The sequence below is a fragment of the Kitasatospora sp. NPDC057595 genome (genome assembly GCF_042800875.1).
Lineage (GTDB): Bacteria > Actinomycetota > Actinomycetes > Streptomycetales > Streptomycetaceae > Kitasatospora.
Window position 1 is genome coordinate 333815 of the sequence record NZ_JBHVGL010000004.1, and the last position, 26490, is coordinate 360304.

Sequence of the window (26490 nt, forward strand, 5' to 3'; positions counted from 1 at the left end):
GGGAACCGGGCGGTTCGGCGGGTCAGGGGAACGGGTGCGGGTGCAGCGGCAGGTCCTCGTGGCGCAGCGGGCGCGGGGTGCGGCCGAGTCGGTGCGGGACCTCCAGCAGGCGGGGCAGGCCGTGGGTGCGCCGGTTGGCCTCGCCGAAGGTCATCGGGAGCGTCCCGGGGACGATCACCTTGGCGCAGTACAGCCCGAGCCGGTCGCGCACGCCGGGCTCGTCCTGGCGGACCACCACGACCTCCAGGCCCTCCCCGGCGAGGCGGCCGACCGTCCGGTCCAGCAGGGCCGTCAGATCGCCCACCGGCTCGGGGGCGCCGGGCCAGCGCTCCTGCCACGGCACCGGGGGCGGGCCGGTGAACAGGAAGTCCAGCCGGGGCTGCGCTTCGGGCAGGGTGTTGAGGCCGACGTGGTCGTCCAGCACGACGACCAGTTCGGGCCGCTCCAGCATCGCGCGCAGGCGCCGCCGGTCGCGGGCACTGCCGTCGGTGGTCGGGCGGCGCGGTTCGTCCTGGACGTTGGTGACCACCTCGGCGACGGCGGAGCGGATCGCCGTGCGCGGGTCGTGGTGGGCGCCGGCGGCCAGGAAGACGCGAGGCGCGTCGGGGTGCGTGCCCCGGTAGCGGCAGAGGGCGAGCACGGCCGGGACGCCGAGGTCGTTGGTGGCGTCGAGCAGGGTGAGCCGGTAGCCGAGCAGCTCGGCGCGGTCGGCGAGGTCGGCCGTCTCCGGGTCGTCGAGGGGGACGGTGACGGCGGGCAGCGGGGTGCGGGCGTACCAGGCCATCAGGAAGGCGTCGCGTTCGGCGATCTCGAACAGGCCGTACAGCGCGGCCTCCTCGGGACTGTTGCCCAGGCCGCAGCCGTTGGAGGACTCGTGCGCCACCCGGGGGCGGTCGCGGTCCGGCGGGTCCCAGTAGACGAGGTGCTCGGGGACGGCGACCGGGCGTCGGTGGGTGAGGGACCAGCCGTGCACCCAGTCGAGTTCCAGCTCCGGGGTGAAGGGGACGGTGGTGCGGTCGGGGTGGTCGCCGGGGTCGGGCAGGCCGAGCCTGACGGGGTCGAGGACGGCCTCGGGCCCGCGTGCGGCGACCAGCTCGGCGTAGGAGGCGCGCAGGGCGGTGCGGCGGCCGAGCGGGCGCATGCCCGCGAGTCGCTCCACGCCCTCGAACAGGGCCACGCGTTCGCTGGAGCGGAAGTCCGTCGAGCGTCCGTAGCCGCCGTCCTCCTCCGCCCGGCCGTCGGTGACCAGGGCGCTGGTGAGGGCGAAGGCCGAGTCCTCGGTGCGGTAGAGGCGGCGGACCGGGCCGAAGCGCTCGTCGTGCAGTTCGGCGCGCAGCCGCTCGGCGGTGGTCCGCTCGTTGGCGCCGCGCAGCACGGCGGGGTCGGGCAGCGGGCGGGGCGTGCCGGGCAGGCGGGCGGCGTCGGGGGAGTCCTCGGGGAGCGGGTGGCAGACGGCGCAGCCGCCGACGGGGCGGACCCGGTGGGTGGACCAGGTGGCGCGGTCGCCGTGGACCAGGTGGACGGTGGCGTGGGTCGGGCCGCCGACGGTGCCGCCCGGGCCGGTCCCGGTGGGGGCGTCGGTGCCGGCCGGGTCGTCGGTGCCGGACCGGTGAACGGGGTCCGCCCGGTCGTCGGCTTCGGCGAGGTCGGCGGCCAGGGCGAGCACCGCCTCGGAGAACGCCGGGGTGCCGGTGCCGGCGAGGGCCAGGGCCGGGCTCTGCCAGGGCACCCGGCCGCCGGCGCTGGCGAGCCGCTGGAACTCGGTACAGCTCAGGCAGGCGGGCGAGCCGGGGTGGAGGACGGGCCCGATGACGGTCAGCGCACCGTCCTCGCGCACCGGGACCAGCCGGACGGGGTGTGCCAGGGCGTGCCGGCTGAGCCGTTCGGCGAGGCCGAGGGTCCAGGCGGTGAGGTGGACGAGGGCGGTGCCGCTCGTGGTCGCGAGGGCCTGCTCGGGGTCGAGGACGGGTGGATCGGTGGCGGTCACCGGCGGTCTCCCACGGGCACGAGGACGGTGAAGCCGCAGCCCGCCAGGGCGTCGGCCGGTGGGTGGGCGGCGGCGGTGCGGGGCTGCCAGGGAGCGGTGCGCAGTCCGGTCAGAGCCTGCAGCGCGGTCTGCAGGTCCGCCTCGCGGTCGGCGAGTTCGGCGAGCCAGCGGGCGGTCCAGCCGCCGTCCATCCAGTCGGCGAGCGGCCGTCCGGCGGCGGCCAGCGGGGCGGCGGCGCCGTCGAACACGGTGTGGTGGACGCGGGCCGGGCCGAGGTCGCGGGCCGCCAGCCGGGTGAGGGCGCCCAGGGCGGCGACGGCGACCGCGTCGGCGGCGGTGGCCTCGACGGCCGGGCTCCCCTCCGCGGTGGCCAGGAAGGCGGAGCCGGCGAGCCGGCGGACCGTGAGGTCGGCGTTGCGGCCGAGGCGCCGGGCCAGGGCCGCCGTCCAGTGCCGGGCCTGCGGGTGCTCGCGCCACCGGGCGCCGGGCTGCGCCTCGTCAGCGGTGGAGGCCGCAGGGTCGGCGAGTTCGGCGAGGGCGGCGCGCCGCAGGGCCCGGCCGAGGGCGTGCGCGGGCCCGGCGCCGACCGTGACGCGGGGCGCGGCACCGGCCGTACCGGCGGCACCGGGATCGACGGCCGCCAGCTGGAGTTCGGCGGCCCGGACGGCAGCCGCCAGCCGGGCGAGGTCGGTCCGGGCGGCCCCGGCCACCAGCAGCCCGTCCGGCGTCCGGCAGGTCGCCAGGGCGGTGGGCAGCTGCGGAAGGTCGCCGGGGGCGGGCGCGTCGAGCACGCCGAGCAGCGGGTCGCCGAGCGCGGCGACCCGGCGCAGGGCCGCGTCGAGGTCCTCGGGCGGCTCACCCGCCGGTCCGGGCCCCGCCGCCCAGGGGCGGTGCTCGGCGTGCGGCGGGCGGGTCCCGGCGACAAGGACGGCGGGGCGGCCGGGGAGCAGCCGGGGGTTGTCCGCCGGGTCGCCCGGGTCGGGCAGACCGGCGACGGCGCACAGCAGCCGCTGGGCCGTCGCGGCGGCGAGCAGCGGCGGAAGCGTCCTCGGGGCCGGACCGTCGTGGCCCCGGGCGGAGTCGGGGTGCAGCCGCTCCGCGAGGGCGGCGAGATCGGCACGGGTGCGGGTGGGATCGGCGGGCGCGGTGACGAACCCGCCGTCCGCTCCGCACCGCAGTCCGACGGCCACCGGCGGTTCGCCCGCGACGACCAGGACCTGTCCGGCGGGCAGCGAGGCGTCGGCGACGACCGTCGGCCGCGCCCCGCCCCGGGCGAGCGCGCGTGCCACCGCGTGGGCCGTCCCGTCGTCCGGGTCCGCCGCGGCGACCACCGGGCGCGCGGCGGCGAGGGCCGTCGCCGCCGCGCCGGGGTGCTCGGCCACCGAGCCCGGCCAGGGCGGCGGTTCGGCGTCGTCGAACCGGTCGACCAGCAGACCGTGCTCGCGCAGGCGGGCGGTGACGGTGGCCAGTGCCGCCTCCAGCTTCGGGTGTCCGGCCATCGGATGCGGCTGTCCCGTCGCGGCTCCGGGCCGTCCCGCGTCCGGCTCCGGCCGCGCCGGGTCCGCGTCGGCGGGCGGACCGTCGGCGAGCCGCGCGGACAGGACCTCCCACAGCGCCGGCAGCGAGCGGCTGCCCTCCAGGGTGAGGCTGGTGCGGCGGCCGCGCAGGTGCAGCCCCTCCCGCAGCGGGGTGACCGCCACGCCGGGGCGCAACCGCGGCCGGCCGGCGGCCGGTTCGGCGGTCATGCCGCCCCCTCGGCCCGGGCGATCACCGCGCCGATGTGGTCCTGCCACCGGTGCCCGGTGAGCTCGGGCACGGTGCGCACGACGAGGTGGGCGGCCAGGTAGCGTTCCAGCGGCCGGACGTCGCAGATCGCGAAGAGCCGGTACAGGGCGTTGGTGGTGGTCCGGTAGATCAGGTAGTCGGTGCGGTTGAACAGCGTGCCGTCGGGGTCGCTGCGCGCCACCATCCGGTGGAACTCGCTGTAGCGGGTGCGCAGGCCGAAGTCCCAGCGTTCGGCGACGGCCGGGTCGCCGAGGGCGAGCGCGCGGGCCCGGTACTCCTCCCGGTGGCCGGAGAGGTCGGCCCCGGCCGCGAGCAGCCGCTCGGCCCGCTGCCAGGCCGTCGCCGACCAGTGCGCCCAGTCCCGCTCCCAGCTCCGGATGTCCCCGGCCGTGACGCGCCGGACCAGCTCCGTGACCGCCGGGCCGCCGCGCTCCCCGTGCCGGTCGAAGGCGGCGCGCAGGCGGCCGTCCGGGTCCTCGTGGACGAGGAAGTCCTCAAGGTGGGAGAGGAAGGAGTAGTGCCCGCCGGCAAGCCCGTCCGGATGGGTGCTCGCGTGCGCCGCCAGCGCCGTGACCACCAGCCGCACCCGGGCCTGCGCGGTGTCGCCGTGCTCGCCGAGGAACCGGCAGGCCGAGGTGACGGACGGCAGCCCGGCGCGCATCAACTCGTCGCGCAGCGCGGCCGGTTCGTCCCCCAGCAGGGCCCGCAGACCGGCCTGCGCGGCCGGCTCGACGGGAGCGACCCGGACGGTGTTGTCCGGTACCAGCGGGCCGTACGGCGGCGCGATCAGTTCGGCCCGCCCGGCGACGGCGGCCTCGGCGAGCAGTCGCTCCTCCGTGCGGTTGTCGACGGAGGGGTGCGCGGCCACCCACGCCCGCAGTGCCTCGGAGGACTCCTGTGCCACGGCGGCCACCCGCTCGGCCGGTCCCTCCAGCCGCAGCCGCAGGTGCGGGCCGAACCGCCAGTGCCGTTCCACGTGGGCGCGCAGCCCGCGCTCGGTCGCCCGCCGGGCCAGCGGAAGGACGGCCTCGCGCAGGGCGGGCGCCTTGGTGGGCCGGTAGTAGTACAGGATCACGTCGACGGCGGATCCGGGCGTCCGCCCGCTCGCGGGCCCGGTGACGGGTCCGGGCGGGGGCTCGGTCAGGGCTTCGGGCAGGGCTTCGGGCAGGGGGTCGGTCAGGGGGTCGGGCAGGGGTTCACGCGCGGGTTCACTCATGGGCTCGGTCATCGGGCGACTCCTCGGCGGCGCACCGGCGGTGCGGAGACGGGGCGGGCAGGGGGACGGGCGCGGTGGCGGTCCGGGCCCGGCGGTAGGTCTCCGCGACGAGTTCGACCGCCCGCGTCGGCTCGGTCTGTCCGCCGATCAGGGGCAGCGCCTCCTCCAGCACGACGCCGTGCGGGTGGCGGGCGAGCCACCGGTCCAGGTGCCGGAGGTGGAGCGGATTGCCGAGGTCGACGGGCTGGGGCTTGGACGCCCGCAGCCGGTCGAGGAGGGCGTCGACGGCCGCGCCGTCCTCGGCGGGCCGCGTCAGGGGGTGGACGAAGAGCTGATCGGGCAGGCCGAGGCGGGCGCGCCAGCGGGCGACGGCGGCGACCGGGACGCGGTCCGGGCCGGGGGGACCGGCGGGGTCGGCGGCGAGGTCGGCCCGCAGGGCGTCGACGACCCCGGCCGGGAGGAGCCAGCGGCGGCGGGCGAGGACGACGTGCCGGTGCCGCAGCCGGGGCGTGCGGGTGACGGTGCCGCCGGGCGCGGGCAGCGTCGTGCGGGGCAGCAGCGGCTGGAGGACGACGGCGCCGTTCGGGTGGTCCGCGAGCAGCGGCGCCAGCCGTTGGGGCAGCAGGGCGGGGGAGAGGAAGCCCAGGTAGAGGACGTCGAGGTACTCGCCGGTGGAGCGGAGCCGGAGCCGCAGCTGGTCGCCGTCGACGTCGTGGACGAGATCGAGGTCCGCCTCCGCGAGGGCGGACCACCGGCGGTCGGGCCCGATCTCCTCGGGGAGCAGCAGCGGGTGCAGATTGGCGTTGAAGCCGCCCACCGGCCGGATCTGGGCGGCCCGCGCGTCCGCGCCGAGGCCGTCGCGGACCTGCCGGGCGACCTCGGCCGAGGCCTGCGGCGCGGTCGCGTCGAGGAACCGGCTGGTGAAGCGGCCCCAGCCGCCGTAGATGTGGTTGACGCACAACAGGCCCTCGGACGGCTCGCGTTGGACGAACCAGGAGTAGCTGAGCGGCCGGGCCGCCGTCCAGGCGGGCAGTCGTCCGGCCAGGGCGCGCACCCGGTCGGCGGGCAGGACGACCTCGCCGTCCAGTTCGGGCAGGCCGATGAATTCCCGCCGCAGGGCGGCGATGTCATCGGGGACCGGGGCGTCGGCCCAGGCAGCGTTGATCTCGGCGCCGAACTCCCACGGCGTGGTGCAGACGCCGCCGGTGCCGTACCGGGCGACGAAGCGGTCCCGGAAGGCCGGCCGGGCCAGCTGGCCGTGGTCGAACAGCTCGGCCAGCGCGGTGAGTTCGGCGAGCACGGCCCGGTCGGCGGCGTTCAACCGGGGGTGCGGCGGGTCGGGGGTGTGGACGTCCTCGCTGAGCACGGTGACCGGCACGGTCTCCCCGGGGAGGGGCCGGCCGGCGTCGGCGAGCAGGTCGCGCCAGGCGGCGGCCAGGGCGGCGAGCACCGCCGGACGGCGTTCCGGGGGCGTGGTCGCGTAGGCGGCGGTGTCCTCGGCGAGCCGGCGCAGCGCGCGGGCCGTCGCGGCGTCCTCGGGCCAGGCCCCGAGCCAGGCGGCGAGCCGTTCTAGCGGGTCGGGGTCCTGCGGGTCGACCGGGTCGGTGGGCACCAGCAGTCCGGCGTCCAGGAGCCTTTCGACGAAGCGCGGTACCGCCGGGTCCCCGGCGGGGCGCCCCAGGGCCTCGGCGAGCCGGGCGGCGAGCCGCTCCGGCGGGTCGGGGGTCTCGGTGAGGGCGGCGAGCACCGCCAGGTACGGCCGGGCGTCGAGTTCCACCTCGTCCTCGCGCGTGACCAGGAGGCGGCCGCCGACGAACACCGGCCGCGTGCGCTGGTAGTGGGCGCGTCCGGCGTCGACGCGGGCGGCGCTGGTCATCCGGTGCGGCAGGCTGCGGGCGCGCCGGGGTTCGTCGAGCAGGCCCTGGACGAGCGCGCCGACCAGGGCCCGGTTGACCCGGACGACCGCCCGCGGAGCCGGTTCCGCCGTGTCGCGGCGCGGTTCCTCCGAGGCCCAGCCGACCGCCGTGAACCAGGACAGCGGACTGGTCTTGCAGGTCGCCCGCAGCGTGTGGCGCAGGACGGCGGCCTCCTCCTTGCGGGCCCGGCCCGACGGTCCGGCGTCCGGGTCCGCGGCGCGCACCACCGCACGCAGCAGGTCGGCGCTGCCCAGGGCGACGGCGCGCCGGAACGCGGGCTCCCGGCAGAGCCCGGCCAGGGCGGCCCGTTCCGCCGTGAGTGCCGCCGGCAGGGCCTCCGTGAGGTCGGCCAGCAGCCGGGCGCGATGCTCCCGCAGCTGCAGCCACTCGGTGAGCCGGGGGATCCGGGCTGGCAGGTCGCCGAGCCGGCCGAGCTGGGCGGCGCGCGGCGTACGGCCGTTGTGCAGGTCCCTGCGCAGCGGCAGGACGACCCGCCGGTGGAACTCCTCGTCGTGGCCGCCCCGGCTGGCGTAGAGATCGTCGCCGAGTGCGGACCGCAGGGCGGTGTCGGCGGCCTCCGCGCCGGTGAGCCGCGCCAGCAGGTCCCTGACGAGCGCGGACGGCGCGGACTGCGGGGCCCGGGCGAGCACGGTGGCGCGCACCAGCGCGTACGCCGCGGTGGACGCCCCGTCGGGGGCGGCGGCCGGCGGCGCGGGCGCCGGGACGGCCCGGAAGGGGGCACGGCTGGGCACGGCGGGCGACCTCCGGAAGCAGGTAGGGGAACCCGGCGCGTTCCGCGGCGGAACGCGCCGGGTCCTGTGATGGTTCGTCACCGCTCAGTGCCTCATGGCACCACTCACGACCGCGACGCTCAGTAGCGCGTGCCGGGCGTGAGGATGACGCTGGTGTGGGAGGACGAGTTGCAGGAGGTGGAGATCGGGCCGGCGGAAGCCCCGCCCTCCGGCAGAGCGATGCTGTCGTGCAGCGCGGTGATGGTCAGTTCGCCCAGGTCGAGGTCGTCGAGGTCGAGGTCGTCCTGCAGGTGGTCGGACATGGAGGTCTCCCGAGGAGGATCGATGGGTACCGACCCGATGGAGCGTCAGAGCGGGTCGGTGGTGCACATGGTGGGCTGGACGCACAGCGACGAGGTCTGGCAGGAGCACGAGCCGTGCGACGCGCGCCGTTCTCCCCCTGCGCGACGGTGTCGCGCAGGGGGGTGACGGTCGGCTCGCCGAGGTCGAGGTCCTGGAGACCGAGGTCGGTGGACATGTCGGACATGATGTGCTCCCCGGGCGTGCAGGACGTACCGGGCAGAGGTGCGGCCTGCGCCCGGGCGCACGTGTGCCCGAGCGGATGGTGCCGGTGTGCCTGGTGGTCCCCCGTGGGCGCCCGGCTCGGATCGGATCGATCACGCCCGGGTGCCGCCCCTTCGCCGAGTCTAGATCGCCACGCGGGCCGCCGAGAGGACGCCTCGACCACATTGGCCGGTAAGTCGCCCCGGTCCGCGGTGCCGACCGCGCGGGGCCGGGTCGCCGTGATGCCCGGTTCGTCCGCATGCGTAGGCCCCGGTGCCGGTGGCGCCGGCGGCTCGCGCGCCGGCCCGCGGCGCGGTCCGGCGGGAGGGCGGTCGACTGCCGCGCTCATGAAGAGGGCAGCTCGCCCCCCTCTGCGGCTGCCGACAGATCCCTCGCCCGGCCTTCACCCCTGTCGCCCTGCGGAGGGTCGACGTGACCGGGTCCTCGCGAAGGAGGGGTCGAACCGGACCTGTCCGGATTTGATCGGCCACCCCGGCCGCCGCGGGCCGGGTCAGTGTCTGAGTGACCGTCAAATCTCTTGATGGAAAGGCCCGATGGGGCAAAACCGGGTGGATGTCCGGGAACGGTGTGGGCGCCGCGCCCGATCGGCCGACCGCCGCGGCGAGTGGCCGATCGCCTTCCGCCCGGAGCGATCAACCGTCCGCTCAGAGCGATCAATCGACTGGGCCCGGCGCGGCTGGGCAGGTTGCCGCCATGACGACCTCCTCTCCCCCCGCCCTCCCGGACTTCTCCGGCGACGTGGCCGCCTACTACGCCGAGTACCGCCGGGGCTATCCGCCGGCCGCCCTCGACGCCCTCGCCGACACCTTCGGCCTGGACGCCCACCCCGGGATCGGGGACCTCGCGCTCGACCTCGGCTGCGGCACCGGCCAACTCGCCCTGCCGCTCGCCGCCCGGGTGCGGACCGTCATCGGCATGGACCCGGAGCCCGACATGCTCGGCCAGGCCCGGGCCGCCGCCGGGCGGGCGGGCGTGCGCAACGCCCTGTGGCTGCTCGGCACCGACGCGGACGTCCCCGCGCTCGCCGGCCTGCTGCCCGGCGGGCGCCCGCTCGGCGTCACCGTCATCGGCAACGCCCTGCACTGGATGGACCCCGGGAAGCTGTTCGGCGCCCTGCGCCCCCTCACCCGCCCGGGCGGCGGCGTTGCCGTGGTCGCCAACGGCGCGCCGGTCTGGGCCCAGGACACCGACTGGTCGCAGGCCCTGCGCGTCGCGCTGGAGGCGCACTTCGGCTTCCCGGTGACCGCCTCCTGCGGCACCGACGACGTCGAACGCGGTGGCTACGCGGCCGCGTTGGCGGCGGCCGGCTTCACGGAGGTGCGGGAGGAGGTGATCGCGTACGAGGACGCCCTGACCCCCGACCAGCTCCTGGGCACCCTCTACTCCGCGATCCCCGCCCCGTCCCTCCCGTCCCCCGCCGAGCGCCCGGCCTTCGCCGCCCGTCTGCGCGCCGCCCTCCCCGCCCCGCCGACCCCGGCCGGCTATCCGGAGCACGTCCGGGTCGCCCTGCTCACCGGCCGGATCCCGGGGTAGGGCGCCCCCGGCCCGGGCGGGAGCCGGCTCAGCCGAGCTCGTACGTGAAGGTGTACGGGACGGGGGACTCGCCGGGGTGGTAGAGGTAGCCGCCGGTGCCGCGCAGACCGGTGAGCTCGCCGGTGGCGCTGCCGGGGACCACCTCGAAGGTGCAGCGGACGGTGCCGTCCTCCTCGAAGGTGCCGCGCTCCTCCACGGTGAAGCCGCCGGTGCGGCCGTCCAGCCGGCCGGTGAGCTGCTGCAGGCCGGTGAAGGTGCCGGTCTTCTCGGTGGCGTAGAGGAAGACGTACTCGCAGACGGTCGCCGCCGCCTCGATGCCGCCGGTGAAGGCGTTGACGACGGAGGCCCGGGCCAGCCGGGGCAGGGTCTCCGCCGGGCCGATCGGGGTCTCCGTCCAGTCGGCGTAGCCGAAGCCGCCGGTGACGGTGGTGGGAGCGCTCATGGTGGTTCTCCGGATGGTGCTCGGGGCGGCGCACGGCGGTGTGCCGAGCGCTCGGTGACCACCCTGGCGCCCGTACCTGACATCTTCTGTCAGGTACGGGCGCCAGAATGGGTCCATGCGCGCCGACCGGCTCCTCGCCCTGCTCCTCCTGCTCCAGAACCGCGGCCGGATGACCGCCGGCGAACTCGCCGCCGAGCTGGAGGTGTCGGTCCGCACCGTCTACCGGGACGTCGAGGCGCTGGCCGCGTCCGGTGTGCCGGTGACCGCCGACCGGGGGCCCGACGGCGGCTACCGCCTGATGGACGGCTACCGCACCCGGCTCACCGGCCTCACCGACGCCGAGGCCGACGCGCTGTTCCTCACCGGCGCCCCCGGACCGGCCCGCGACCTCGGCCTCGGCGCCGTGCTGACCACCGCCCAGCTCAAGCTCCAGGCGGCGCTGCCCGCCGAACTCGCCGACCGCACCCGCCGCGTCCAGGACCGCTTCCACCTCGACGCGCCGGCCTGGTTCCGCGACGCCGACCCGGTCGACCACCTGGCCCCGGTCGCGCGGGCGGTCTGGGAGCAGCGGGTGCTGCGCGTCCACTACCGGCGCTGGCGCGGCGAGGTGCACCGGGAGCTGCACCCGCTGGGCCTCGTCCTCAAGGGCGGCATCTGGTACCTGGTCGCGGCTGCGGCCGGTGCCGCGGCTGCGACCGACTCCGGTGCCGACTCCGGTTCGGCCGGTGCCGGTTCCGCCGAGTCGGCCGCCCGCACCTACCGGGTCTCCCGGCTGCTCGCGGTCGAGGTCGCCGACGAGACCTTCGAGCGCCCCGCCGGCTTCGACCTGGCCGCCCACTGGGCGGAAACCGCCCGCCGGCTGACCGCCGCCCTCCACCGGCAGACCGCCCGGCTGCGGCTCTCCCCGGAGGCCCGCAGGCTGCTCCCGATGCAGTTCGGAGCCGCCGGCGCCCGGGCCCTGGCCACCGCCGGGCCGCCCGACGCCGACGGCTGGGCGGAGGTCGACCTCGCCGTCGAGAGCACGACGGTGGCCGTCGGAGACCTCCTGCGGCTGGGCCCCGAGGCCGTGGTGCTCGGCCCGCCCGACCTGCGCGAGGCCGTCGCGGCCGCCGCCACCGCCCTGGCCCGTCGCTACGCCTGAGCCTTCCGCCCCACCAGGGCAGCCTCCCGGGCGGCGCCTTCGACCCGGTCCCGGTGCCCGGCCCACCAGGCCTCGTCGCCGGGGGCCGTGTTCGCCCCGTCCCGCCGCTGGCCGGTCGCGCCGTCGACGAGTTCGCGGACGATGTCGGCGTGCCCGGCGTGCCGCTGGGTCTCGGCGGTCATGTGGACGAGGCCGTGGTGCAGCGTCACCTCGGAGCGAGCGCCCCACGGCACCCGGCCGACCGCGTCCAGCGCCAGCGCGGCGATCGTCGCGTCGGCGTGCGCGCAGGCCGCGCGGTACCCGTCGACGATCTGCTCCCGGCTCTCCTCCGGGGTCGCCCAGAAGTCGGAGTTCGGCTCGGCGTCCCCCGTGATCCACGGCCGGGGCGCGTCGAACGGCCGCCCGAAGGCCTCGCCGAAGTACATCGCCTCCGCCGCCGTCGCGTGCTTGACCAGCCCCAGCAGATTGGTGCCGGTCGGCGTCAGCGGCCGCCGGATGTCGTACTCGGAGAGCCCTTCGAGCTTCCACAGCAGGGCGTCCCGGGCGTCCTGCAGATAGATGAGCAGGTCCTTCTTGAACGCTTCGAGCGTCTTTGGTGTCTCTTCGGTCATGACGGTCAGTCTGCCGCCGCCGCTTGCGTCCTTCACCACCTTTTCCGACCGGCTCTTCCGACCGGGCCGGGACTCGGACCAGGGCTCGGATCGCCTCTCAGGCCGCGGAGTTCGTCGGCAGCAGACCGCGCTCGCCGAAGACCTTCTTGGCGACGAAGGTGGCGTTCAGGGCCTTGGGGAAGCCGCAGTACCCGGCGGAGTGCAGCAGGGCCTCGGTGATCTCGGTGGGCGTGAGGCCGACGTTGAGGGCGGCGTTGAGGTGGACCTCCAGCTGCGGCTCGCAGCCGCCGAGCGCGGTGAGCATGCCCAGGGTCACCAGCTGCCGGTCGCGCGGCGACAGTCCGGGCCGGTCGTAGATCTCGCCGAAGCCCCAGGCCACGACCTGGTGGGCGAGTTCGGGGTGGATGTCGGCGAGCGAGTCGATCACCCGCTGCCCGGCCTCGCCGTCGACGGAGGTGAGGACGGCCAGCCCCCGATCGAACCGCTCCTGTCGCGTGGTGGCGACGTCGTCGTTCCTGCTGGTGCTCATGGGAGGTTCTCCGATCGCTGGTCGTGCGTGGTGCGTCGTCCCGTCGAGGCTATGAGTTGGAGTTCACTCGAAGTCAAACCCTCCCACCCCGGCCGCGGCGGTGCCGCTCCACCGGAGCTGAGCAGCGGGAATGCCGGTGGTTATCATGCGGACGGGGGAGTTGTACGGACATGGGGGAGTCGATCGATGGACCGGGAGGCGCGGCCGGGAGGGCTGCGGTTCGAGGTACTGGGGCCCGTGCGGGGCCTGCGGGACGGGGTGGAGCTGGCGCTCGGTTCGCCGCAGCAGCAGGGGCTGCTACTGGCCCTGCTGTTCCGGGCGGGCCGGCAGGTGTCCGGCGCCCAGCTGATCGACGACCTCTGGGGCGAGGATCCGCCGGCCAGCGCCCACGGTGTCATCCGCACCTATGTGCACCGGCTGCGCCGGGTCCTCGGGCCCGACGTGCTGACCTCGCTCGGCGGCGGGTACCTGCTGGTCGCCGACCCCGAGGGCCTGGACACCGAGCGGTGCGAGGCGCGACTGGCCCGGGCGCGGACGCTGCGCGCCGAGGGGCGGCACGCCGAGGCGGCGGCCGTCCTGCGGGCGGCGCTGGAGCTGTGGCGGGGCGAGCCGATGTCCGGGGTGCCCGGCCCCTACGTGCGGCGCCAGCGCCGGGAGTGGGAGGAACGCCGGCTCGCGGTCCTGGAGGCGTGTCTGGAGGCCGAGGGCGAGGGCGGCCGGTCGGCGGAGTCGGTCGCCGAGCTGACGGCCCTGTCCGAGGAGCACCCGCTGCGCGAGCGCCTCGTCGAGCTGCTGATGCTCGCGCTGTACCGCTCCGGGCGGCAGGCGGACGCGCTGGAGGTGTACCGGGCGGCGGACCGTCGGCTGCGCACCGAGCTGGGCGTCGCCCCCGGCCCGGGGCTGCGGGAGCTGCACGGGCGGATCCTCGCGGCGGACGAGACCCTGGCGGCGCCCGCCCCGGTGGCTCCGGCCGCTCCCGCGCCCTCGGCGTCCCCGGTGGCGGCGGGGTCACCGGCCGCCTTCCCCAGGCCCGACCAACTCCCGGCAGCCGTGGCCGACTTCACCGGCCGGACGGCGGAGGTCGAGGCGGTGCGGGCCGCCCTGCGGGAGCCGGGCCGGGTGCCCGTGGCGGCGGTCGCGGGCATGGGCGGGGTCGGCAAGACCGCGCTCGCCCTGCACGTCGCGCACGGCCTCGCCGACGAGTTCCCGGACGGCCGGCTCTACCTCGACCTGCACGGCGCGGACGGCCGTCCGACCCGCCCCGAGGAGGCGCTGGCGGTCTTCCTGCGCTCCTTCGGCGTCCCCGGCGAGGCGATCCCGGCGGACCCGGCCGAACGGGCGGCCCGCTACCGGTCGTTGCTCGCCGGGCGGCGGGTCCTCGTCCTGCTCGACAACGCGCGCGACGCCGAGCAGGTCCGGCCGCTGATCCCGGGCGGCGCGGGCTGCGCCGTCCTGGTCACCAGCCGGACCCGGATCGGAGCGCTGCCCAACGCCCGCTTCACCGAACTGCCGGTGCTGCCCGCCGAGGAGGCGGTCACCCTGCTGACCCGGGTGGTCGGTGCCGAGCGGGTGGCGGCCGAGGCTCCGGCTGCCCGTGAACTCATCCGGCTCTGCGGGCAGTTGCCGCTCGCGGTGCGGATCCTCGCGGCGCGGCTGGCCTGTCGGCCCGGCTGGAGCGTCGCCCGACTGGTGGAGCAACTGGGCGGCGAGCGCTACCGCTTGGACGCGCTGCGCAGCGGGGACCTCGCCGTCGATTCCTCGTTCCGTTTCGGCTTCGACCTGCTGGACGCCGAACAGGCCCGCGCCTTCCGGCTGTTGGCCGTCCCCGAGGTGCCGGACCTGTCGGCGGCGGAGGTGGCGGCGGTCCTGGACCGGCCGGAGCCGGCGGCCGAGGCACTGGCCGAGTCCCTGGTGGACTGCTCGATGCTGGAGGTCGCGGCGAGTCCCGACCGCTACCGCTACCACGATCTGCTGCGGGCCTTCGCCCAGCGGGTCGACCGTTTCTGCCCGGGCGGCCCGCGCGATCAGACGGAGGTCGACGGCGAGCGGGCGGCCGCGCTGGCCCGGCTGGTGGGCCACCACCACGCGGGGGTCGCGGCGGCGCCCGGCTCCCCGGCGGCGCGGGCCGCGGCCCGGACCGCCGGGGACTACGTGGCCGTCGGGGCGCTGGTGCGCCAGTGCGCGGAACTCCCGGACCGCTCCCCGGGGGCGGCACCCGGCCTCGACCGGCTCGCCGAACTCCTGCTGGACGTCTGCCTGTCGGCGGACTCCGGGCGCGCCACCCGGCCGCTCGGGCACGCCGCCGGCGCCCTGCTGCGGGCCGCCCTGGAGGAGAGCGACCGAACCACCGAGGCGCGGGCGCGCCTGGTGCTCGGCCGGCTGCTGGCCGAGGTCGGCTCCGCGTCGTCGGCCCTCGCCGAGCTGCTCCGGGCCCGTGACCTGTGCACCGCGCACGGACTGCCGCAACCGCTGCTCGCGCTCACGCACGGTTCGCTCGCCGCCTGCTTCGTCCAACTCGGCCGCCCGGACGAGGCGGTGGCCGGGTTCTCGGCCGCCGTCGCGGTCTGGCAGCGGATCGGCGACCGGCGCGCCCTGGCCGCCGAACTGCTGGAACTGGCGGGCGCGTTCGCCCGGCAGGGCCGCTTCGGCGCGGCGGGCCGGGTGGTCGACCAGTCCCTGCTCATCGGCCACGACCTGGCCGACCACGAGCTGGAGGCCCGCGCCCGTGACTCGCTGGGCTCGATCGCCCACGACCTCGGCCGCCACGACCAGGCGGTCGCCCACCGGCGGGCCGCCCTCGCGCTGACCGACCCGGACGACCACCGGCGCACCGGCCGGATCCTGCTGCGGCTCGCCGAGTCGCTGCGCGCGGCCGGGCGGGGCCCGGAGGCGGCCGAGGCGGCGGAACGCGCGGTCGACGCGCTGACCCTGGACGGCGACCACCGGGGCCGCGGCCTGGCCCTGGCCGCGCTCGGCGACGCCCTGGCGGACCACCCCCCGGGCGACCCGGACCGCGCCCGCGCCTGCTGGGCCGAGGCACACGGCATCCTGGCCCCGATCGGCTCGCCGGAGGCCGAACGTCTGGCCCCGCTGCTCGGCGCCGGCCACCTTGCGGGGCCGGCCCGCCGGCGCTGGCCGTCCTGGCTCCCGGCCTGAGCCTGCGGGTAGGTGCGGCCGGGCGTTGGGGGCGGGGGCGGTTCGCCGGAGGCCGGGGGCTGGTGTCTCTGCTCGGCCTCGGCGGCCACCCGGCGGGACCTTCCTGGCTACCGGCCTGGGTCTGCGGGGGAGCGGTCGGGCGGTGGGGGCCCGATTTGCCCGGCGGAGGCGGAGCGTCCGGTGCCTCTGCTCGGCGCGGCCGTCCCCGCCCCCGGCTCGTGCGGACGGCCGGGGCCGACCGTCCGCACAGGGGCCGGTCAGGCGGCGGAGACCGTCCACACCTGGTCGGCGGTGCCCGCGCAGGTGCGGACCGTGGCGGGCACGCCGGGGCCGACGGCGGACAGGCAGCGCCGTGAGTCCCGGGCGACGGTCACCACGTAGCCCCCCGGTACCGGGAAGAACGACCAGACCTGGGTCGCGGCGGTGGCGGGGGGCGCCGGCCGGGACGCCAGCTGCGTCTGGGCGCGGGCCTCCTCCAGGTTCAGGACCTTGGAGTACTCGGTGGCGCCGTTGGAGAGGGCGTAGCCGCCCTCCGTGTACGGGGTCAGCTGCCAGACGCCGCCGGGGCCGCCGTCGTCCGAGGACAGGACCACCGGGTTGCCCGGCCGGTCGAGCGAGGCCTGGTCGTACAGCACGGCCCCGCCGTTGGACAGCCGGGCCAGCGGCGGCATCGGTTGGCCCGGCTGGGTCGGGGGCTTGATGGGCGGATCCGTCGGGATGGTGCCGGGCGGCGGCGGCGGGGGCGGCGAGGCGGTGTACGGCGGAGGGGAGGCGGTGTAGGTCGGTTTGGGCGCGTAGGTGTAGTCCGGGGCCGGGGGCACGGTCCGCGAGGGAGCGGCGGTGTAGGCGGGGACACTCGGCGGCGGTGGGGCGGCCGTGTAGACGGGGCCGCCCGGTGTCGACGGCTGTCCGGGCGCCGGTGAGGGGCCGGACGGAACGGCCGGGCCGCCCGGGGCCGGGGAACCGGCGGGGGCGTCCGGGCCCCCGGGGGCGGGCGCGGCGGCCGGAGGGTTCGCGGGGAAGCCCGGCGCCGCGCCGTCCCGGCCGGTCGGACCGCCCGGGGCACCTCCGCCGCCCACGGTCCCGCCGCCCGGTATCTCCCCACCACCGACCGCTCCGCCGCCGACGGTCCCACCCTCCGGGAGCGGTGCGCCCGGGACCACCGGCCCGGTCGGCGACGGGGCCCCGGACGCGGTCGGCGCGTCGGGGGAGGGGGACGGTGCGCCCGCCTCGGGGAGCAGGCCGACGGGGGCCGTCAGCGGTACGCCCGACACCGCCACGTCGGCCGTCCGGGAGCGGACCGGCTCCCCGGGCCGGTGCAGCACGAGGGCCGCGGTGGCGGTGGCGGCGCAGCAGAGCGCGGTCGCGCCCGCCACGAGCAGGGTCCGGCGCCGGCTGCCGAACAGCGCCGCCCGCCACCCGCCCGTGCGCCGCGGCGACGGCGCGGCAGCCCCGCCCCCGTCCCCGCCCCCCGCCGCGACCACCGGCCGCGCCGCCGATCCGGTGGACCGGAGCGCCGCCAGCGCGCCGGTCGAGCGGACCACCGCCGCCCAGGACGGCCCGCCCGCCGGGCCTTCGACCGACTCGCCGGCGAGGGCCGCGACGACGGCCGCGCCCATGGCGGCGGCGTCCGGCCAGCGCAGGGCCGGGTCCTTCGCCAGGGCCCGTTCGACCAGGGCCCGGACCGGGGCGGGGACGTCGTCCGGCAGCGGCGGCACGGGGTCGGTCAGGTGCTTGAGGATCAGTTCGAGGGCGGTCTCGCCCTCGAACGGCAGCCGTCCGGACAGGCATTCGTAGAGCACGACCCCGAGCGCGTACAGGTCCGCCGAGGCGGTGACCGTGCCGGTGGAGGCCTGTTCGGGCGCCTGGTAGGCGGCGGTGCCGAGCACCATCCCGGGCACGGTGAGCCGGGGGTCGCAGCCGGGGCGGGCGATGCCGAAGTCGGTGACGACCACCTGGCCGTCGCCGCGGATCATCAGGTTGGCCGGCTTGACGTCCCGGTGGACGATCCCGGCCTCGTGGGCGGCCTGGAGCGCGGCCAGCACCTCCAGTGCCAGGCCGAGTGACTCCGGGACGGTCAGCGGGCCCCGCCGTTCCAGCACGGCGCTCAGCGGCTCGCCCTCGATCAGCTCCATGACCAGGTAGGCGACCGGGTGGGCGGCGGGGGCCTGCGGCGCGCCCCAGGAGGGGACGTCGTCGGCGGTGCGGCCGGGCCCGAAGTCGTACACACCGACGATGCCGGGGTGCTGCACCCTGGCCATCACCCGGGCCTCGTCGTGGAACCGCTCGGCGAAGCCGGGCTCGTCCAGCAGCGCGGGTTTCAGGACCTTGACGGCGACGCGGCGGTCGAGTACCTGGTCCCGGGCGAGCCAGACGTCGCCCATCGAGCCGCCGCCGAGCCACTCGTCCAGACGGTAGCGGTCACCGAGCGTGGTGCCACGCATGATTCTCCTCGACCTCGTTTCATCGTCGCGACCGCCGCCGGGGCCGGGCGGGCCCTCGGTCGCACCGGCAGACCCTGCCAGCCGGGGATAAACGACGGCTTGGCGTGCGCACTGAAACCCCCCGCCCGGGCGCCAACATTCCGTTCAACGGACTATCGACACCCTACGTGCGGCGGGACGGTGACGCGACATCAGGTCCTGGCGGTCTCCATCCGGACGAGGGTGGGCCGCCGGTGTCGCCGCGGTCCGGCGCGCATGCGGACGCCCCCTTCCGGTTGAGCACGGAGAGTGACCGGGCGGAAGCGGACGATTCGGACTTGAATCTTTGCGAACGGATGTTCGATCCTGGGGGTGTGCCCGTTTTCGAATCTGTTTTCGAATCCACCGTCGAGCGGAAGCCCGAGCTCCGACCGGTGGCGTCGACCGCTGCCCCCGCGCGGGGGCTGCTGCCGGTGGTGCCCGCGCTGAGCGGGCTGCTGCCGGAGGGCGGGCTGCGGCGGGGCACGGCGGTGTCGGTGGCGGGTGGGGACGCCGGGCTGCTGCTGGCGCTGGCCGCCGGGGTGCGGGAGACCGAGGGCGGCTGGGCCGCGGCGGTCGGGCTGCCGGACCTCGGGCTGGCCGCGGCCGCCGGGTACGGGCTCGACCTGCGGCGGCTGCTGGTGGCCGACGACCCCGGACCGCACTGGGCCGAGGTGGTCTCCGTCCTGGCCGGCGCCGTCGAACTGATCATGCTGCGCCCGGACGGCCCGGTCCCGCCGAACCTGGCCGCCCGGCTGGCCGCCGTGCTGCGCCGCAGCGGCTGCGTGCTGCTGGTGGCCGGGCCGTGGCCGGGGGCCGGACTGCGGCTGGGCGTGCGCTCCGGGCGCTGGTTCGGGCTGGGGGACGGGCACGGGCGGCTCACCGGACGGCAGGTGGAGGTGGTGGCCGAGGGGCGCGGATCGGCGGGGCGCGGGCGGACGGCCCGGCTCTGGCTGCCGGACGCGCACGGCGCGGTGCGGACCGTGGAGGAGGCGGTCGGCGCCGGGACGGTGGACGTGGCCGTGGTGGGGGAGGACGCGGTGCCGGGGCCCGGGGCGGGCCTCGACCGTATGGCGGTGGTGTGAGATGACCGGCGGCGAGGTTGCCGGGTTCACCGGGACGGGTGGCGCGGTCACCCCCCGGGTGCTGGTGGTGTGGTGTCCGGACTGGCCGGTGGTGGCCGTCGAACGCCCGGTGGAGGGGCGGGAGGGTGAGGAGCGGGACGTCCCGGTGGCGGTGGTCGAGGGCGGCCGGGTGCTGGCCTGCTCGACGGCGGCCCGGGCGGCCGGGGTGCGGCAGGGGCAGCGGCTCAAGCTGGCCCAGCGGCTCTGCCCGGCGCTGGAGCTGCGCGACCGCGACCCGGAGGCGGAGGTCCGGCGGTTCGAGCCGGTGGTCGCGGCGGTGGAGGCGTTCACCCCCCGGGTGGAGGTGCTGCGTCCGGGGCTGTGCGCGATCCCGGTGAAGGGGCCGGCCCGCTACTTCGGCGGGGAGGAGGCCCTGGCGGCGAAGGTCCAGGGGGCGGTCACGGCCGCCCTGGCGGCGTCGGCCGAGGCCGCGGCCGACGCCGCTCAGGCGCACCCGACGCACCCGACGGACGCGGAGCGGGCCCGGAGCCATGACGGCGACGGGAACGCCGAGAGCGACGCGGAGAGCACCGGGAACGGGACCGGGAGTGGCGCCGGCCTGGCCGCGGTCGTCCCGCTGCACCCCGCCGACGCCGAACGGCCCGCCGCCCGGCGCCGCACCGCCGGGGTGGACGAGCTGCTCGCCGCCGCGCCCGCCGCCCGGGACGGCGCCCGGGGCGGCTTCGCCCGCCCGCCCGCCTACCCGCCGGCCCCCGGCCCCGGGGCCGCCTCCCCGGCCGCCGCGCCGCCGCCGCCGGGCCGGGTCGGCGTGGCCGACGGCCTGTTCGCCGCCGTGCTCGCCGCCCGCGCCGGGGTGCTGGTCCCCGCCGGGCGGACGGCGGAGTTCCTCGCGCCCTACCCGGTGGCCGCGCTCGGCGATGCCGAGCTGGCCGAACTGCTGGACCGGCTGGGCCTGCCCACGGTCGGGGCGTTCGCCGCGCTGCCCGCCGAGTCGGTGGCCGACCGCTTCGGCCCGGCCGGCGCGGTGGCGCACCGGCTGGCCCGGGGTCTCCAGCCGCGCCCGCTGGTGCCGCGCACCGAGGGGCCGGACCTCTCCGTCGAGCAGCGCTTCGACCCGCCCGAGCCGCTCGCCGAACCGCTGGTGTTCGTCGCCCGCACCCTGGCCGAGCGGCTGCACCAGCGGCTCGCCGGGGCGGGGCTGACCTGCCAGCGGGTCGCCGTCGAGGTGGAGTGCGCCGACGGCCGGACGGTCGCGCGGCTCTGGCGGCACGAGGGCCGGCTCTCGGCGGCGGCGCTCGCCGAACGCGTCCGCTGGCAGCTCCAGGCCTGGCAGGGCACCGGCACCTTCGGCCGGGGCGGCGAAGCCGGGGGACCGCACGCCCCCGAGCCGGGCGGGTTCACCGCACTGCGCCTCGTCCCCGACGACCTCACCCCCGACCAGGGCCGTCAGCTCGCCCTCTGGGGACAGGCGGTGGCGGACGACCGGGTGGAGCGCGCCGTGGCCCGGGTGCAGGCGGTGCTCGGGCACGCCGGGCTGCGCCGGATCGAGCCGGCCGGCGGCCGGGGGCCGGAGGACCAGGTGGTCAGGGTGCCGTGGGGCGAGCCGTACGACCCGGTGGCGCCCGCCGACGCGCCCTGGCCGGGGCGGGTCGGCGGGCTGCGGGACGTCTGGCCGGCCGTGGTGCACCGCGTCCCGGTGCCGGCGGCGGTGCTGGACGCGGACGGGCGGCCGGTGACGGTGGACGGCCGGGCGGGGGTGTCGGCCCGGCCGTCCACCGTGGCGGTGCGCGGGCGGGAGCTGGCGGTGGACGGCTGGACCGGTCCCTGGCCGGCGGTCGAGTACTGGTGGGACCAGGCGCGCGCCCGTCGCCGGGCCCGGTTCCAGGTGACGGTGGCGGACGGGCGGGCGCTGCTGCTCACGGTGGAGGGGGGCGCCTGGTTCGTGGAGGCCGGGTACGACTGACGGCCGGTACGACCCGAGGGGGGTAGGAGACCAGCGAGAGACCGAAGGCACCACCCCGATGGGATTCACCAGTCATCCCTCCCTCCCCTGGAGCGAACTGCACCGGCGCCTGTCCGGCAGCGGCAGCGGCAGTGGCAGTGGCGGCGACGGCGGCGACGTCGTCGTCCCACTGCGCCCGGGAGCCGGCGACGGGCCGGACGGGCCGGCCGGACGCCCCACCGGGCAGCGGCCCGCCGGACCGCCCTGGGCGGAACTGCACGTCCACTCCGCCTTCAGCTTCCTCGACGGTGCCAGCGACCCCGAGGCGCTGGTCGCCGAGGCCGCCAGGCTGGGCGTCGAGGCCCTGGCGCTCACCGACCACGACGGCCTCTACGGCGCGGTCCGGTTCGCCGAGGCGGCCCGCGGCACGGGCGTGTCCACCGTCTTCGGAGCCGAACTGACACTCCGTCATGAGCGGCGAGGCGTCGAGCACCTGCTGGTACTGGCCCGCGACCCGGAGGGCTACCGCCGCCTCTCCGCCGTCATCGGCGCGGCCCAACTCGCGGGTGGCGCCAAGGGGAACCCGGTCTACGACTTCGAGGCCCTCGCCGGCGCGCACGGCGGCCACTGGGCGGTGCTCACCGGCTGCCGCCTCGGCCGGGTGTCCGCCGCCCTGGCCGCCGCCGACGGAGGCTCCGGCCCGGGCGCCCCCGCCGCCGACCCCGAGCACCAACTCCACACCCTCACCGAGGCGTTCGGCCGCGAGAACGTCCATGTGGAGCTGATCGACCAGTGGCTTCCCGGCGACGACCTGCGCAACGACGCCCTCGCCGCGCTCGCCGCCCGGCTGCGCCTGACCACCGTCGCCTCCACCAACACCCACCACGCGAGCCCCGCCGAGGGCCGCCTCGCCCAGAGCCTGGCCGCCCTGCACGACCGCCGCACCCTCGCCGAGGCGGCGGGCTGGATCAGCGCCTCCGGCACCGCCCACCTGCGCTCCGGCCGCGAGATGGCGGCCCGGCTGGCCCGCTTCCCGGGCGTCCGCGAGGCCACCGTGGACCTCGCCCGCGCCTGCGCCTTCGACTTCGCCACCCTGGATCCGGAGCTGCCCGGCTACCCCGTCCCGCCCGGCCACACCGAGATCAGCCATCTGCGCGAACTGGTCGCCCAGGGCGGCCCGGCCCGGTTCGGGCCCGGCAATGGCCCGGCCCGCCGCCAGCTCGCCCGCGAGCTGGACGTCATCGAGGAACTCGACCTGGCCGGCTACTTCCTGATCGTCCACGACATCGTCGACTTCTGCCGCCGGGAGTCCATCTGGTGCCAGGGCCGCGGTTCGGCGGCCAACTCCGCGGTCTGCTTCGCGCTCGGGATCACCGCCGTCGACCCGGTGCACTACAAGCTGCTCTTCGAACGCTTCCTCTCCACCGCCCGCGACGGGCCGCCGGACATCGACCTGGACATCGAGAACCGCCGCCGCGAGGAGGTCATCCAGTACGTCTACCGCCGGTACGGGCGCGAGCACGCCGCCCAGGTCGCCAATGTGATCACCTACCGGCCCCGGCTGGCCCTGCGCGACGCCGCCCGGGTGCTCGGTTACCCGCAGGGACAGGTGGACGCGTTCAGCCGGCAGGCGGACTTCCGCTCGCCGCCCGGCGCGGACGCCGTCGTCCCGGCCGACGTGCTCGCGCTCGCCGGACAACTCCACGGCCTGCCGCGCCACCTGGGCATCCACTCGGGCGGCATGGTGCTCACCCGGGAGCCGATCGCCGGGATCTGCCCGGCCGAGTGGGCCCGGATGCCGGGGCGCTCCGTGCTGCAGTGGGACAAGGAGTCGGTGGCCGGCGCCGGACTGGTCAAGATCGACCTGCTCGGCCTCGGCATGCTCGCCGCGCTGCACGACACCTGCGACCTGGTCGCCCGGCACCACGGTGAGCGCTACGACCTGGCGACCATCCCGGACGACGACGCGGGTGTGTACACGATGCTGCGGCGGGCCGACACCGTCGGCGTCTTCCAGGTCGAGTCGCGGGCCCAGATGGCCACCCTGCCCCGGCTCAAGCCGGACCACTTCTACGACCTGGTTGTCGAGGTCGCGCTGATCCGGCCCGGCCCGATCCAGGGCGGCTCCGTCCACCCGTACCTGCGCCGCCGCGCCGGGGTGGAGCCGGCCGGCTGCCCGCACCCGCTGATGGAGAACGCCCTCGGCAAGACCCTCGGGGTGCCGCTGTTCCAGGAGCAGATGATGCAACTCGCCATCGACTGCGCCGGGTTCACCCCCGCCGAGGCGGACCGGCTGCGCCAGGCGATGGGTGCCAAGCGCTCGCACGAGCGGGTCGCCCGGCTGCGCGATCGACTGCTCGGCGGCATGGCCGAGCGCGGCATCCCGGAGGAGGTGGCGCAGGACGTCTACACCAAGATCGAGGCCTTCTCCAACTACGGCTTCCCGGAGAGCCACGCGATCAGCTTCGCCTACCTGGTGTACGCCAGCGCCTGGCTCAAGTACCACTACCCGGCGGCCTTCACCTGCGCCCTGCTGGCCAACCAGCCGATGGGCTTCTACTCGCCGCTCAGCCTGATCTCGGACGCCCGGCGGCACGGCGTGCGGGTGCGCGGGGTGGACGTCAACGCCAGCGGCGCCGGGCCCACCCTGGAGCCATACCGGGGGCCGACGCCCAGGCCGCCGCTGACCGCGGGCAAGCCGCAGCCCGCGATCCGGCTCGGCCTGGACACCGTGCGCGGCATCGGCACCGCGCAGGCCGAGGCCATCGCGGCCGGGCAGCCGTACGCGGACCTGGAGGACTTCGCCCGCCGCACCGGACTGCCCGCGGCGGGCCTGGAGGCGCTGGCCGCGGCGGGCGCGTTCGGCTGCTTCGGGCTCGGCCGGCGGCAGGCGCTCTGGGCGGCGGGCGCGTTCGCGGGCGTCTCGGCGGACCTCATCCCGGGCACCACGCCCGGCACCGAGGCGCCGGAGCTGCCCGCGATGACCCCGGTCGAGGAGACCATCGCCGACCTCTGGGCCACCGGGACGTCCGCGACCAGCCACCCGCTCCAGCACCTGCGCGCCCACCTGGAGCGCGGCGGCGCGCTCTCGGCCGCCGAACTCCCGGACGTGCCGCCGGGGACGGCGGTGGTGGTCGGCGGCCTGGTCACCCACCGGCAGCGGCCGCCGACGGCGGGCGGGGTGCTCTTCCTCAGCCTGGAGGACGAGACCGGCCTGATCAACGTGATCTGCGGCCGGCCGGTCTGGGAGTCCCAGCGCCGCACCGCCCTGGACCGGGCCGGGCTGCTGGTCCACGGGCACGTCGAACGGGACCGGGGTGCCACCAACCTGGTCGCCACCCGGCTGACCCCGCTGCGGATCGGGCTGTGACGGGGTGGCCCGGCCGCCGCCTTTTTGGCCTCCCAAACCCCTTGCGGGCCACGAGATATGGCGAAGCCGCCGTAATGGCGCGATGCCCGACGGCGGGCGCCCTGGAGCGGGGCCGCGGGCTGCTGCTCCTGCGCGACGGCGGGAAGTGGCCGGCGCGGCGCAGTCGTGGGGGGTGCCTGCGCCGCGCCGGAGTCCGAAGTCCATCATGTGCCGACGAACCCTGTATATCGCTGAAACGTGTGGTTTGCCGTACAACCTGGACTATTTGACGAATAGTAGGCCGAATCGGTCGAGCCGCCGGATCGTCCTGGAATCCTGCCGCTCGCAGTGCGGATTCACGCCATTGATGGGCCAATTCCGGTATGCCTGAAGGGATTTCGGCCCGGTCGGGAATGCCGGCCGGAGTGCGTGGAAGCATCTGCCATGTGAAGCGTGACATGGCACAAACTCCCAGCACCTCCTGTCCTCGAAGGAGAGAACTCCGATGAAGCGTTTCGTTGCGTTCCTCGCGGTCGGTGCCGCGCTGTCCGGGCTCGGCGTCGCGGGCGCCACCCAGGCCACCGCCCGTCCCTCGGGCACCGCCACGATCTCGTCGACGACCACCTGCGGCTACGGCATCGGGACCCAGGTGTGCCTGACGCTCGACGGCCGCGTCGCGTCCGCCACCGGCTGGGTGGGATCGGCCGGCGGCCCCCCGCAGATGGCCTCGTTCGTACTGGATCTCGGCACCACGGCCGGCCACAGCCTGGACCGCGAGAGCCTCGGCGCCGTCGTGGGGTCCCGGGGCATCACGGTCGGTCCGATCGTGAGCACCGTCCCGTGCGGCGTGGGCATCATCGCGAGCTTCATCACCACCAGGACGGGCCAGCCGGTGGCGAGCGCGACGGTCACGGTGCCGGCCGTCTGCTGAGCCGCCGCCCGGTCGGTCCACCCGTCCGGGCCGGCGTTCATGCCGCCACCGCAGGGACGAAGCCGTGCCCCGGCCCCCGTCCGCGGTCCGGTGCGCGGCCGACCCGGTGACCGGCGTACCGGCCACGGAGGTTGCCGACGGGGAACCGGCCTCCGTGGTCGGCACACCTGGTGCGAGGGCCTCGCCTACCGCGACGACCCAGCCTCCCGGCCCGTCCCGGGCGGGCCCGCGAAGGCCTGGGCGATCGGCAGCCAGGCCGTCGCCACCTCGCCGACGGCGGTCAGCCCGAGGTCGTCCCGGTGCCGGCGCCGGGTGACCAACAGGCAGAAGTCCAGGGCCGGGCCGATCACCCGGTCCGCCGCGTCGGCCGGCCCCCACGTCCACGACCCGCCGTCCGGGGCGGTCAGCTCCACCCGCACCGGGGCCTGCGGAGCGGGCAGCCCGTGCACCGTGAACGCGAACCCCAGGGTCCGCACCCCCAGGTGCGCGACGTGCCGCAGCCGCGCGGTCGGCTCCCGGACGGCGCCGAGCGCGTCCGCCACGTCCTGCCCGTGCGCCCAGGTCTCCATCAGCCGCGCGGTGGCCATCGACGCGGCCTTCATCGGCGGGCCGAGCCAGGGCAGCCGGGCGTCGGCCGGCGCCGCCGCCAGCGCGTCCGCGAGCCGCTCCCGGCCGGCCCGCCAGCGGGCCAGCAGCTTGCCCGGCTCCTCGGCCGCCCCGCGCGCCGCGCCGTCCTCCACCGGGTCGGCGCCGGCCGCCACCAGCCCGCCGAACACCCGGCGGGACTCCGTGACGAAGGCCTCCGGATCGCGGGCGGCCAGCTCCGACCAGTCGTCCGTCCAGGCCAGGTGGGCGATCTGGTGCGCCACCGTCCACCCCGGCGCGGGCGTGTCCAGGGCCCAGCCGTCCGGCTCCAGCCCGGCGACGAGCCCGTCCAGCACCCCGCTCTCGGTCCGCAGGTCGGCCAGCAGGCCGGCCAGCACGGACGAGCCCTCGGGAACCTTGGGATCCACCATGGAACTCCCCTTCGTCATGCTCGGAAACCTGGGAAACATCGGAAACCCCGGCGGTCCGCAATGGTCCGCGATG

The 26490-nt window shown here is 77.1% G+C and carries 17 protein-coding genes; 7 read left to right on the forward strand and 10 right to left on the reverse strand.

Going from position 1 to position 26490, the window contains the following annotated elements; genetic code table 11:
- Positions 1 to 22: 22 nt before the first annotated feature.
- The 5 genes from ACFU9E_RS09795 to ACFU9E_RS09815 form a co-directional block, all read right to left on the reverse strand.
- Entirely contained in the window at positions 23 to 1987 is a 1965-nt protein-coding gene (locus tag ACFU9E_RS09795; RefSeq protein ID WP_380681440.1) for a TOMM precursor leader peptide-binding protein, read from the reverse strand.
- Entirely contained in the window at positions 1984 to 3732 is a 1749-nt protein-coding gene (locus tag ACFU9E_RS09800) for a hypothetical protein (protein ID WP_380681442.1), read from the reverse strand. The genes ACFU9E_RS09795 and ACFU9E_RS09800 overlap by 4 nt, the downstream gene beginning before the upstream one ends.
- Complete coding sequence (locus ACFU9E_RS09805; RefSeq protein WP_380681444.1) at positions 3729 to 5000, reverse strand: lantibiotic dehydratase C-terminal domain-containing protein; 1272 nt, start codon at positions 4998 to 5000, stop codon at positions 3729 to 3731. The genes ACFU9E_RS09800 and ACFU9E_RS09805 overlap by 4 nt, the downstream gene beginning before the upstream one ends.
- Positions 4981 to 7656 carry a lantibiotic dehydratase gene (locus tag ACFU9E_RS09810; RefSeq protein WP_380681446.1) on the reverse strand — a complete coding sequence of 892 codons (2676 nt, stop codon included), beginning with the start codon at positions 7654 to 7656 and terminating at the stop codon, positions 4981 to 4983. The genes ACFU9E_RS09805 and ACFU9E_RS09810 overlap by 20 nt, the downstream gene beginning before the upstream one ends.
- A 119-nt stretch (positions 7657 to 7775) precedes the next feature.
- The gene (locus ACFU9E_RS09815) at positions 7776 to 7958 is read right to left on the reverse strand and encodes a thiazolylpeptide-type bacteriocin (protein WP_380684710.1); all 183 of its coding nucleotides are present in this window, start codon (positions 7956 to 7958) and stop codon (positions 7776 to 7778) included.
- Between the two features lie 955 nt (positions 7959 to 8913).
- Here ACFU9E_RS09815 and ACFU9E_RS09820 point away from each other — a divergent pair.
- Positions 8914 to 9753: a class I SAM-dependent methyltransferase gene (locus tag ACFU9E_RS09820; RefSeq protein ID WP_380684711.1), complete on the forward strand. Its 840-nt coding sequence runs from the start codon at positions 8914 to 8916 to the stop codon at positions 9751 to 9753.
- 28 nt (positions 9754 to 9781) lie between these two features.
- Here ACFU9E_RS09820 and ACFU9E_RS09825 read toward each other — a convergent pair whose 3' ends face one another.
- Positions 9782 to 10195: a DUF3224 domain-containing protein gene (locus ACFU9E_RS09825; RefSeq protein ID WP_380684712.1), complete on the reverse strand. Its 414-nt coding sequence runs from the start codon at positions 10193 to 10195 to the stop codon at positions 9782 to 9784.
- 115 nt (positions 10196 to 10310) lie between these two features.
- On the opposite strand from ACFU9E_RS09825, the gene ACFU9E_RS09830 reads away from it, so the two are divergent.
- Entirely contained in the window at positions 10311 to 11336 is a 1026-nt protein-coding gene (locus ACFU9E_RS09830; RefSeq protein ID WP_380684713.1) for a helix-turn-helix transcriptional regulator, read from the forward strand.
- On the opposite strand, the gene ACFU9E_RS09835 is transcribed toward ACFU9E_RS09830, so the two are convergent.
- Complete coding sequence (locus ACFU9E_RS09835) at positions 11327 to 11947, reverse strand: DinB family protein (RefSeq protein ID WP_380684715.1); 621 nt, start codon at positions 11945 to 11947, stop codon at positions 11327 to 11329. The two genes, ACFU9E_RS09830 and ACFU9E_RS09835, sit on opposite strands and share 10 nt — an antisense overlap.
- A 97-nt stretch (positions 11948 to 12044) precedes the next feature.
- Entirely contained in the window at positions 12045 to 12476 is a 432-nt protein-coding gene (locus ACFU9E_RS09840) for a carboxymuconolactone decarboxylase family protein (protein WP_380684716.1), read from the reverse strand.
- A gap of 186 nt (positions 12477 to 12662) precedes the next feature.
- Between ACFU9E_RS09840 and ACFU9E_RS09845 the strand changes: the two genes are divergently transcribed.
- Positions 12663 to 15632, forward strand: coding sequence for a BTAD domain-containing putative transcriptional regulator (locus ACFU9E_RS09845; protein ID WP_380684717.1), 2970 nt, complete (start codon positions 12663 to 12665; stop codon positions 15630 to 15632).
- A 257-nt stretch (positions 15633 to 15889) separates the two neighbouring features.
- Here ACFU9E_RS09845 and ACFU9E_RS09850 read toward each other — a convergent pair whose 3' ends face one another.
- Positions 15890 to 18076, reverse strand: a complete 2187-nt coding sequence (locus ACFU9E_RS09850) for a serine/threonine protein kinase (RefSeq protein ID WP_380684718.1) — start codon at positions 18074 to 18076, stop codon at positions 15890 to 15892.
- Between the two features lie 413 nt (positions 18077 to 18489).
- On the opposite strand from ACFU9E_RS09850, the gene ACFU9E_RS09855 reads away from it, so the two are divergent.
- The 4 genes from ACFU9E_RS09855 (at position 18490) to ACFU9E_RS09870 (ending at position 25401) form a co-directional block, all read left to right on the forward strand.
- Positions 18490 to 19179, forward strand: coding sequence for a hypothetical protein (locus ACFU9E_RS09855; RefSeq protein ID WP_380684719.1), 690 nt, complete (start codon positions 18490 to 18492; stop codon positions 19177 to 19179).
- Position 19180: 1 nt separating this feature from the next.
- The gene (locus ACFU9E_RS09860) at positions 19181 to 21142 is read left to right on the forward strand and encodes a hypothetical protein (RefSeq protein ID WP_380714884.1); all 1962 of its coding nucleotides are present in this window, start codon (positions 19181 to 19183) and stop codon (positions 21140 to 21142) included.
- 58 nt (positions 21143 to 21200) lie between these two features.
- Positions 21201 to 24491, forward strand: coding sequence for an error-prone DNA polymerase (locus tag ACFU9E_RS09865; RefSeq protein ID WP_380685056.1), 3291 nt, complete (start codon positions 21201 to 21203; stop codon positions 24489 to 24491).
- A gap of 484 nt (positions 24492 to 24975) precedes the next feature.
- Complete coding sequence (locus ACFU9E_RS09870) at positions 24976 to 25401, forward strand: hypothetical protein (protein WP_380685055.1); 426 nt, start codon at positions 24976 to 24978, stop codon at positions 25399 to 25401.
- Between the two features lie 185 nt (positions 25402 to 25586).
- Here ACFU9E_RS09870 and ACFU9E_RS09875 read toward each other — a convergent pair whose 3' ends face one another.
- On the reverse strand, positions 25587 to 26417 hold the full coding sequence (locus ACFU9E_RS09875) for a TIGR03084 family metal-binding protein (RefSeq protein ID WP_380685054.1): 831 nt from the start codon (positions 26415 to 26417) through the stop codon (positions 25587 to 25589).
- Positions 26418 to 26490: the final 73 nt, after the last annotated feature.

Excerpts from the sequence above, each read along its gene's own strand:
- ACFU9E_RS09835 (WP_380684715.1), bottom strand. The coding sequence starts at position 11,947 with ATGACCGAAGAGACACCAAAGACGCTCGAAGCGTTCAAGAAGGACCTG.
- ACFU9E_RS09870 (WP_380685055.1), top strand. The coding sequence starts at position 24,976 with ATGAAGCGTTTCGTTGCGTTCCTCGCGGTCGGTGCCGCGCTGTCCGGG.
- ACFU9E_RS09820 (WP_380684711.1), top strand. The coding sequence starts at position 8,914 with ATGACGACCTCCTCTCCCCCCGCCCTCCCGGACTTCTCCGGCGACGTG.
- ACFU9E_RS09845 (WP_380684717.1), top strand. The coding sequence starts at position 12,663 with ATGGACCGGGAGGCGCGGCCGGGAGGGCTGCGGTTCGAGGTACTGGGG.
- ACFU9E_RS09825 (WP_380684712.1), bottom strand. The coding sequence starts at position 10,195 with ATGAGCGCTCCCACCACCGTCACCGGCGGCTTCGGCTACGCCGACTGG.
- ACFU9E_RS09850 (WP_380684718.1), bottom strand. The coding sequence starts at position 18,076 with ATGCGTGGCACCACGCTCGGTGACCGCTACCGTCTGGACGAGTGGCTC.
- ACFU9E_RS09860 (WP_380714884.1), top strand. The coding sequence starts at position 19,181 with ATGACCGGCGGCGAGGTTGCCGGGTTCACCGGGACGGGTGGCGCGGTC.
- ACFU9E_RS09875 (WP_380685054.1), bottom strand. The coding sequence starts at position 26,417 with ATGGTGGATCCCAAGGTTCCCGAGGGCTCGTCCGTGCTGGCCGGCCTG.
- ACFU9E_RS09805 (WP_380681444.1), bottom strand. The coding sequence starts at position 5,000 with ATGACCGAGCCCATGAGTGAACCCGCGCGTGAACCCCTGCCCGACCCC.
- ACFU9E_RS09830 (WP_380684713.1), top strand. The coding sequence starts at position 10,311 with ATGCGCGCCGACCGGCTCCTCGCCCTGCTCCTCCTGCTCCAGAACCGC.
- ACFU9E_RS09815 (WP_380684710.1), bottom strand. The coding sequence starts at position 7,958 with ATGTCCGACCACCTGCAGGACGACCTCGACCTCGACGACCTCGACCTG.
- ACFU9E_RS09840 (WP_380684716.1), bottom strand. The coding sequence starts at position 12,476 with ATGAGCACCAGCAGGAACGACGACGTCGCCACCACGCGACAGGAGCGG.
- ACFU9E_RS09865 (WP_380685056.1), top strand. The coding sequence starts at position 21,201 with ATGGGATTCACCAGTCATCCCTCCCTCCCCTGGAGCGAACTGCACCGG.
- ACFU9E_RS09800 (WP_380681442.1), bottom strand. The coding sequence starts at position 3,732 with ATGACCGCCGAACCGGCCGCCGGCCGGCCGCGGTTGCGCCCCGGCGTG.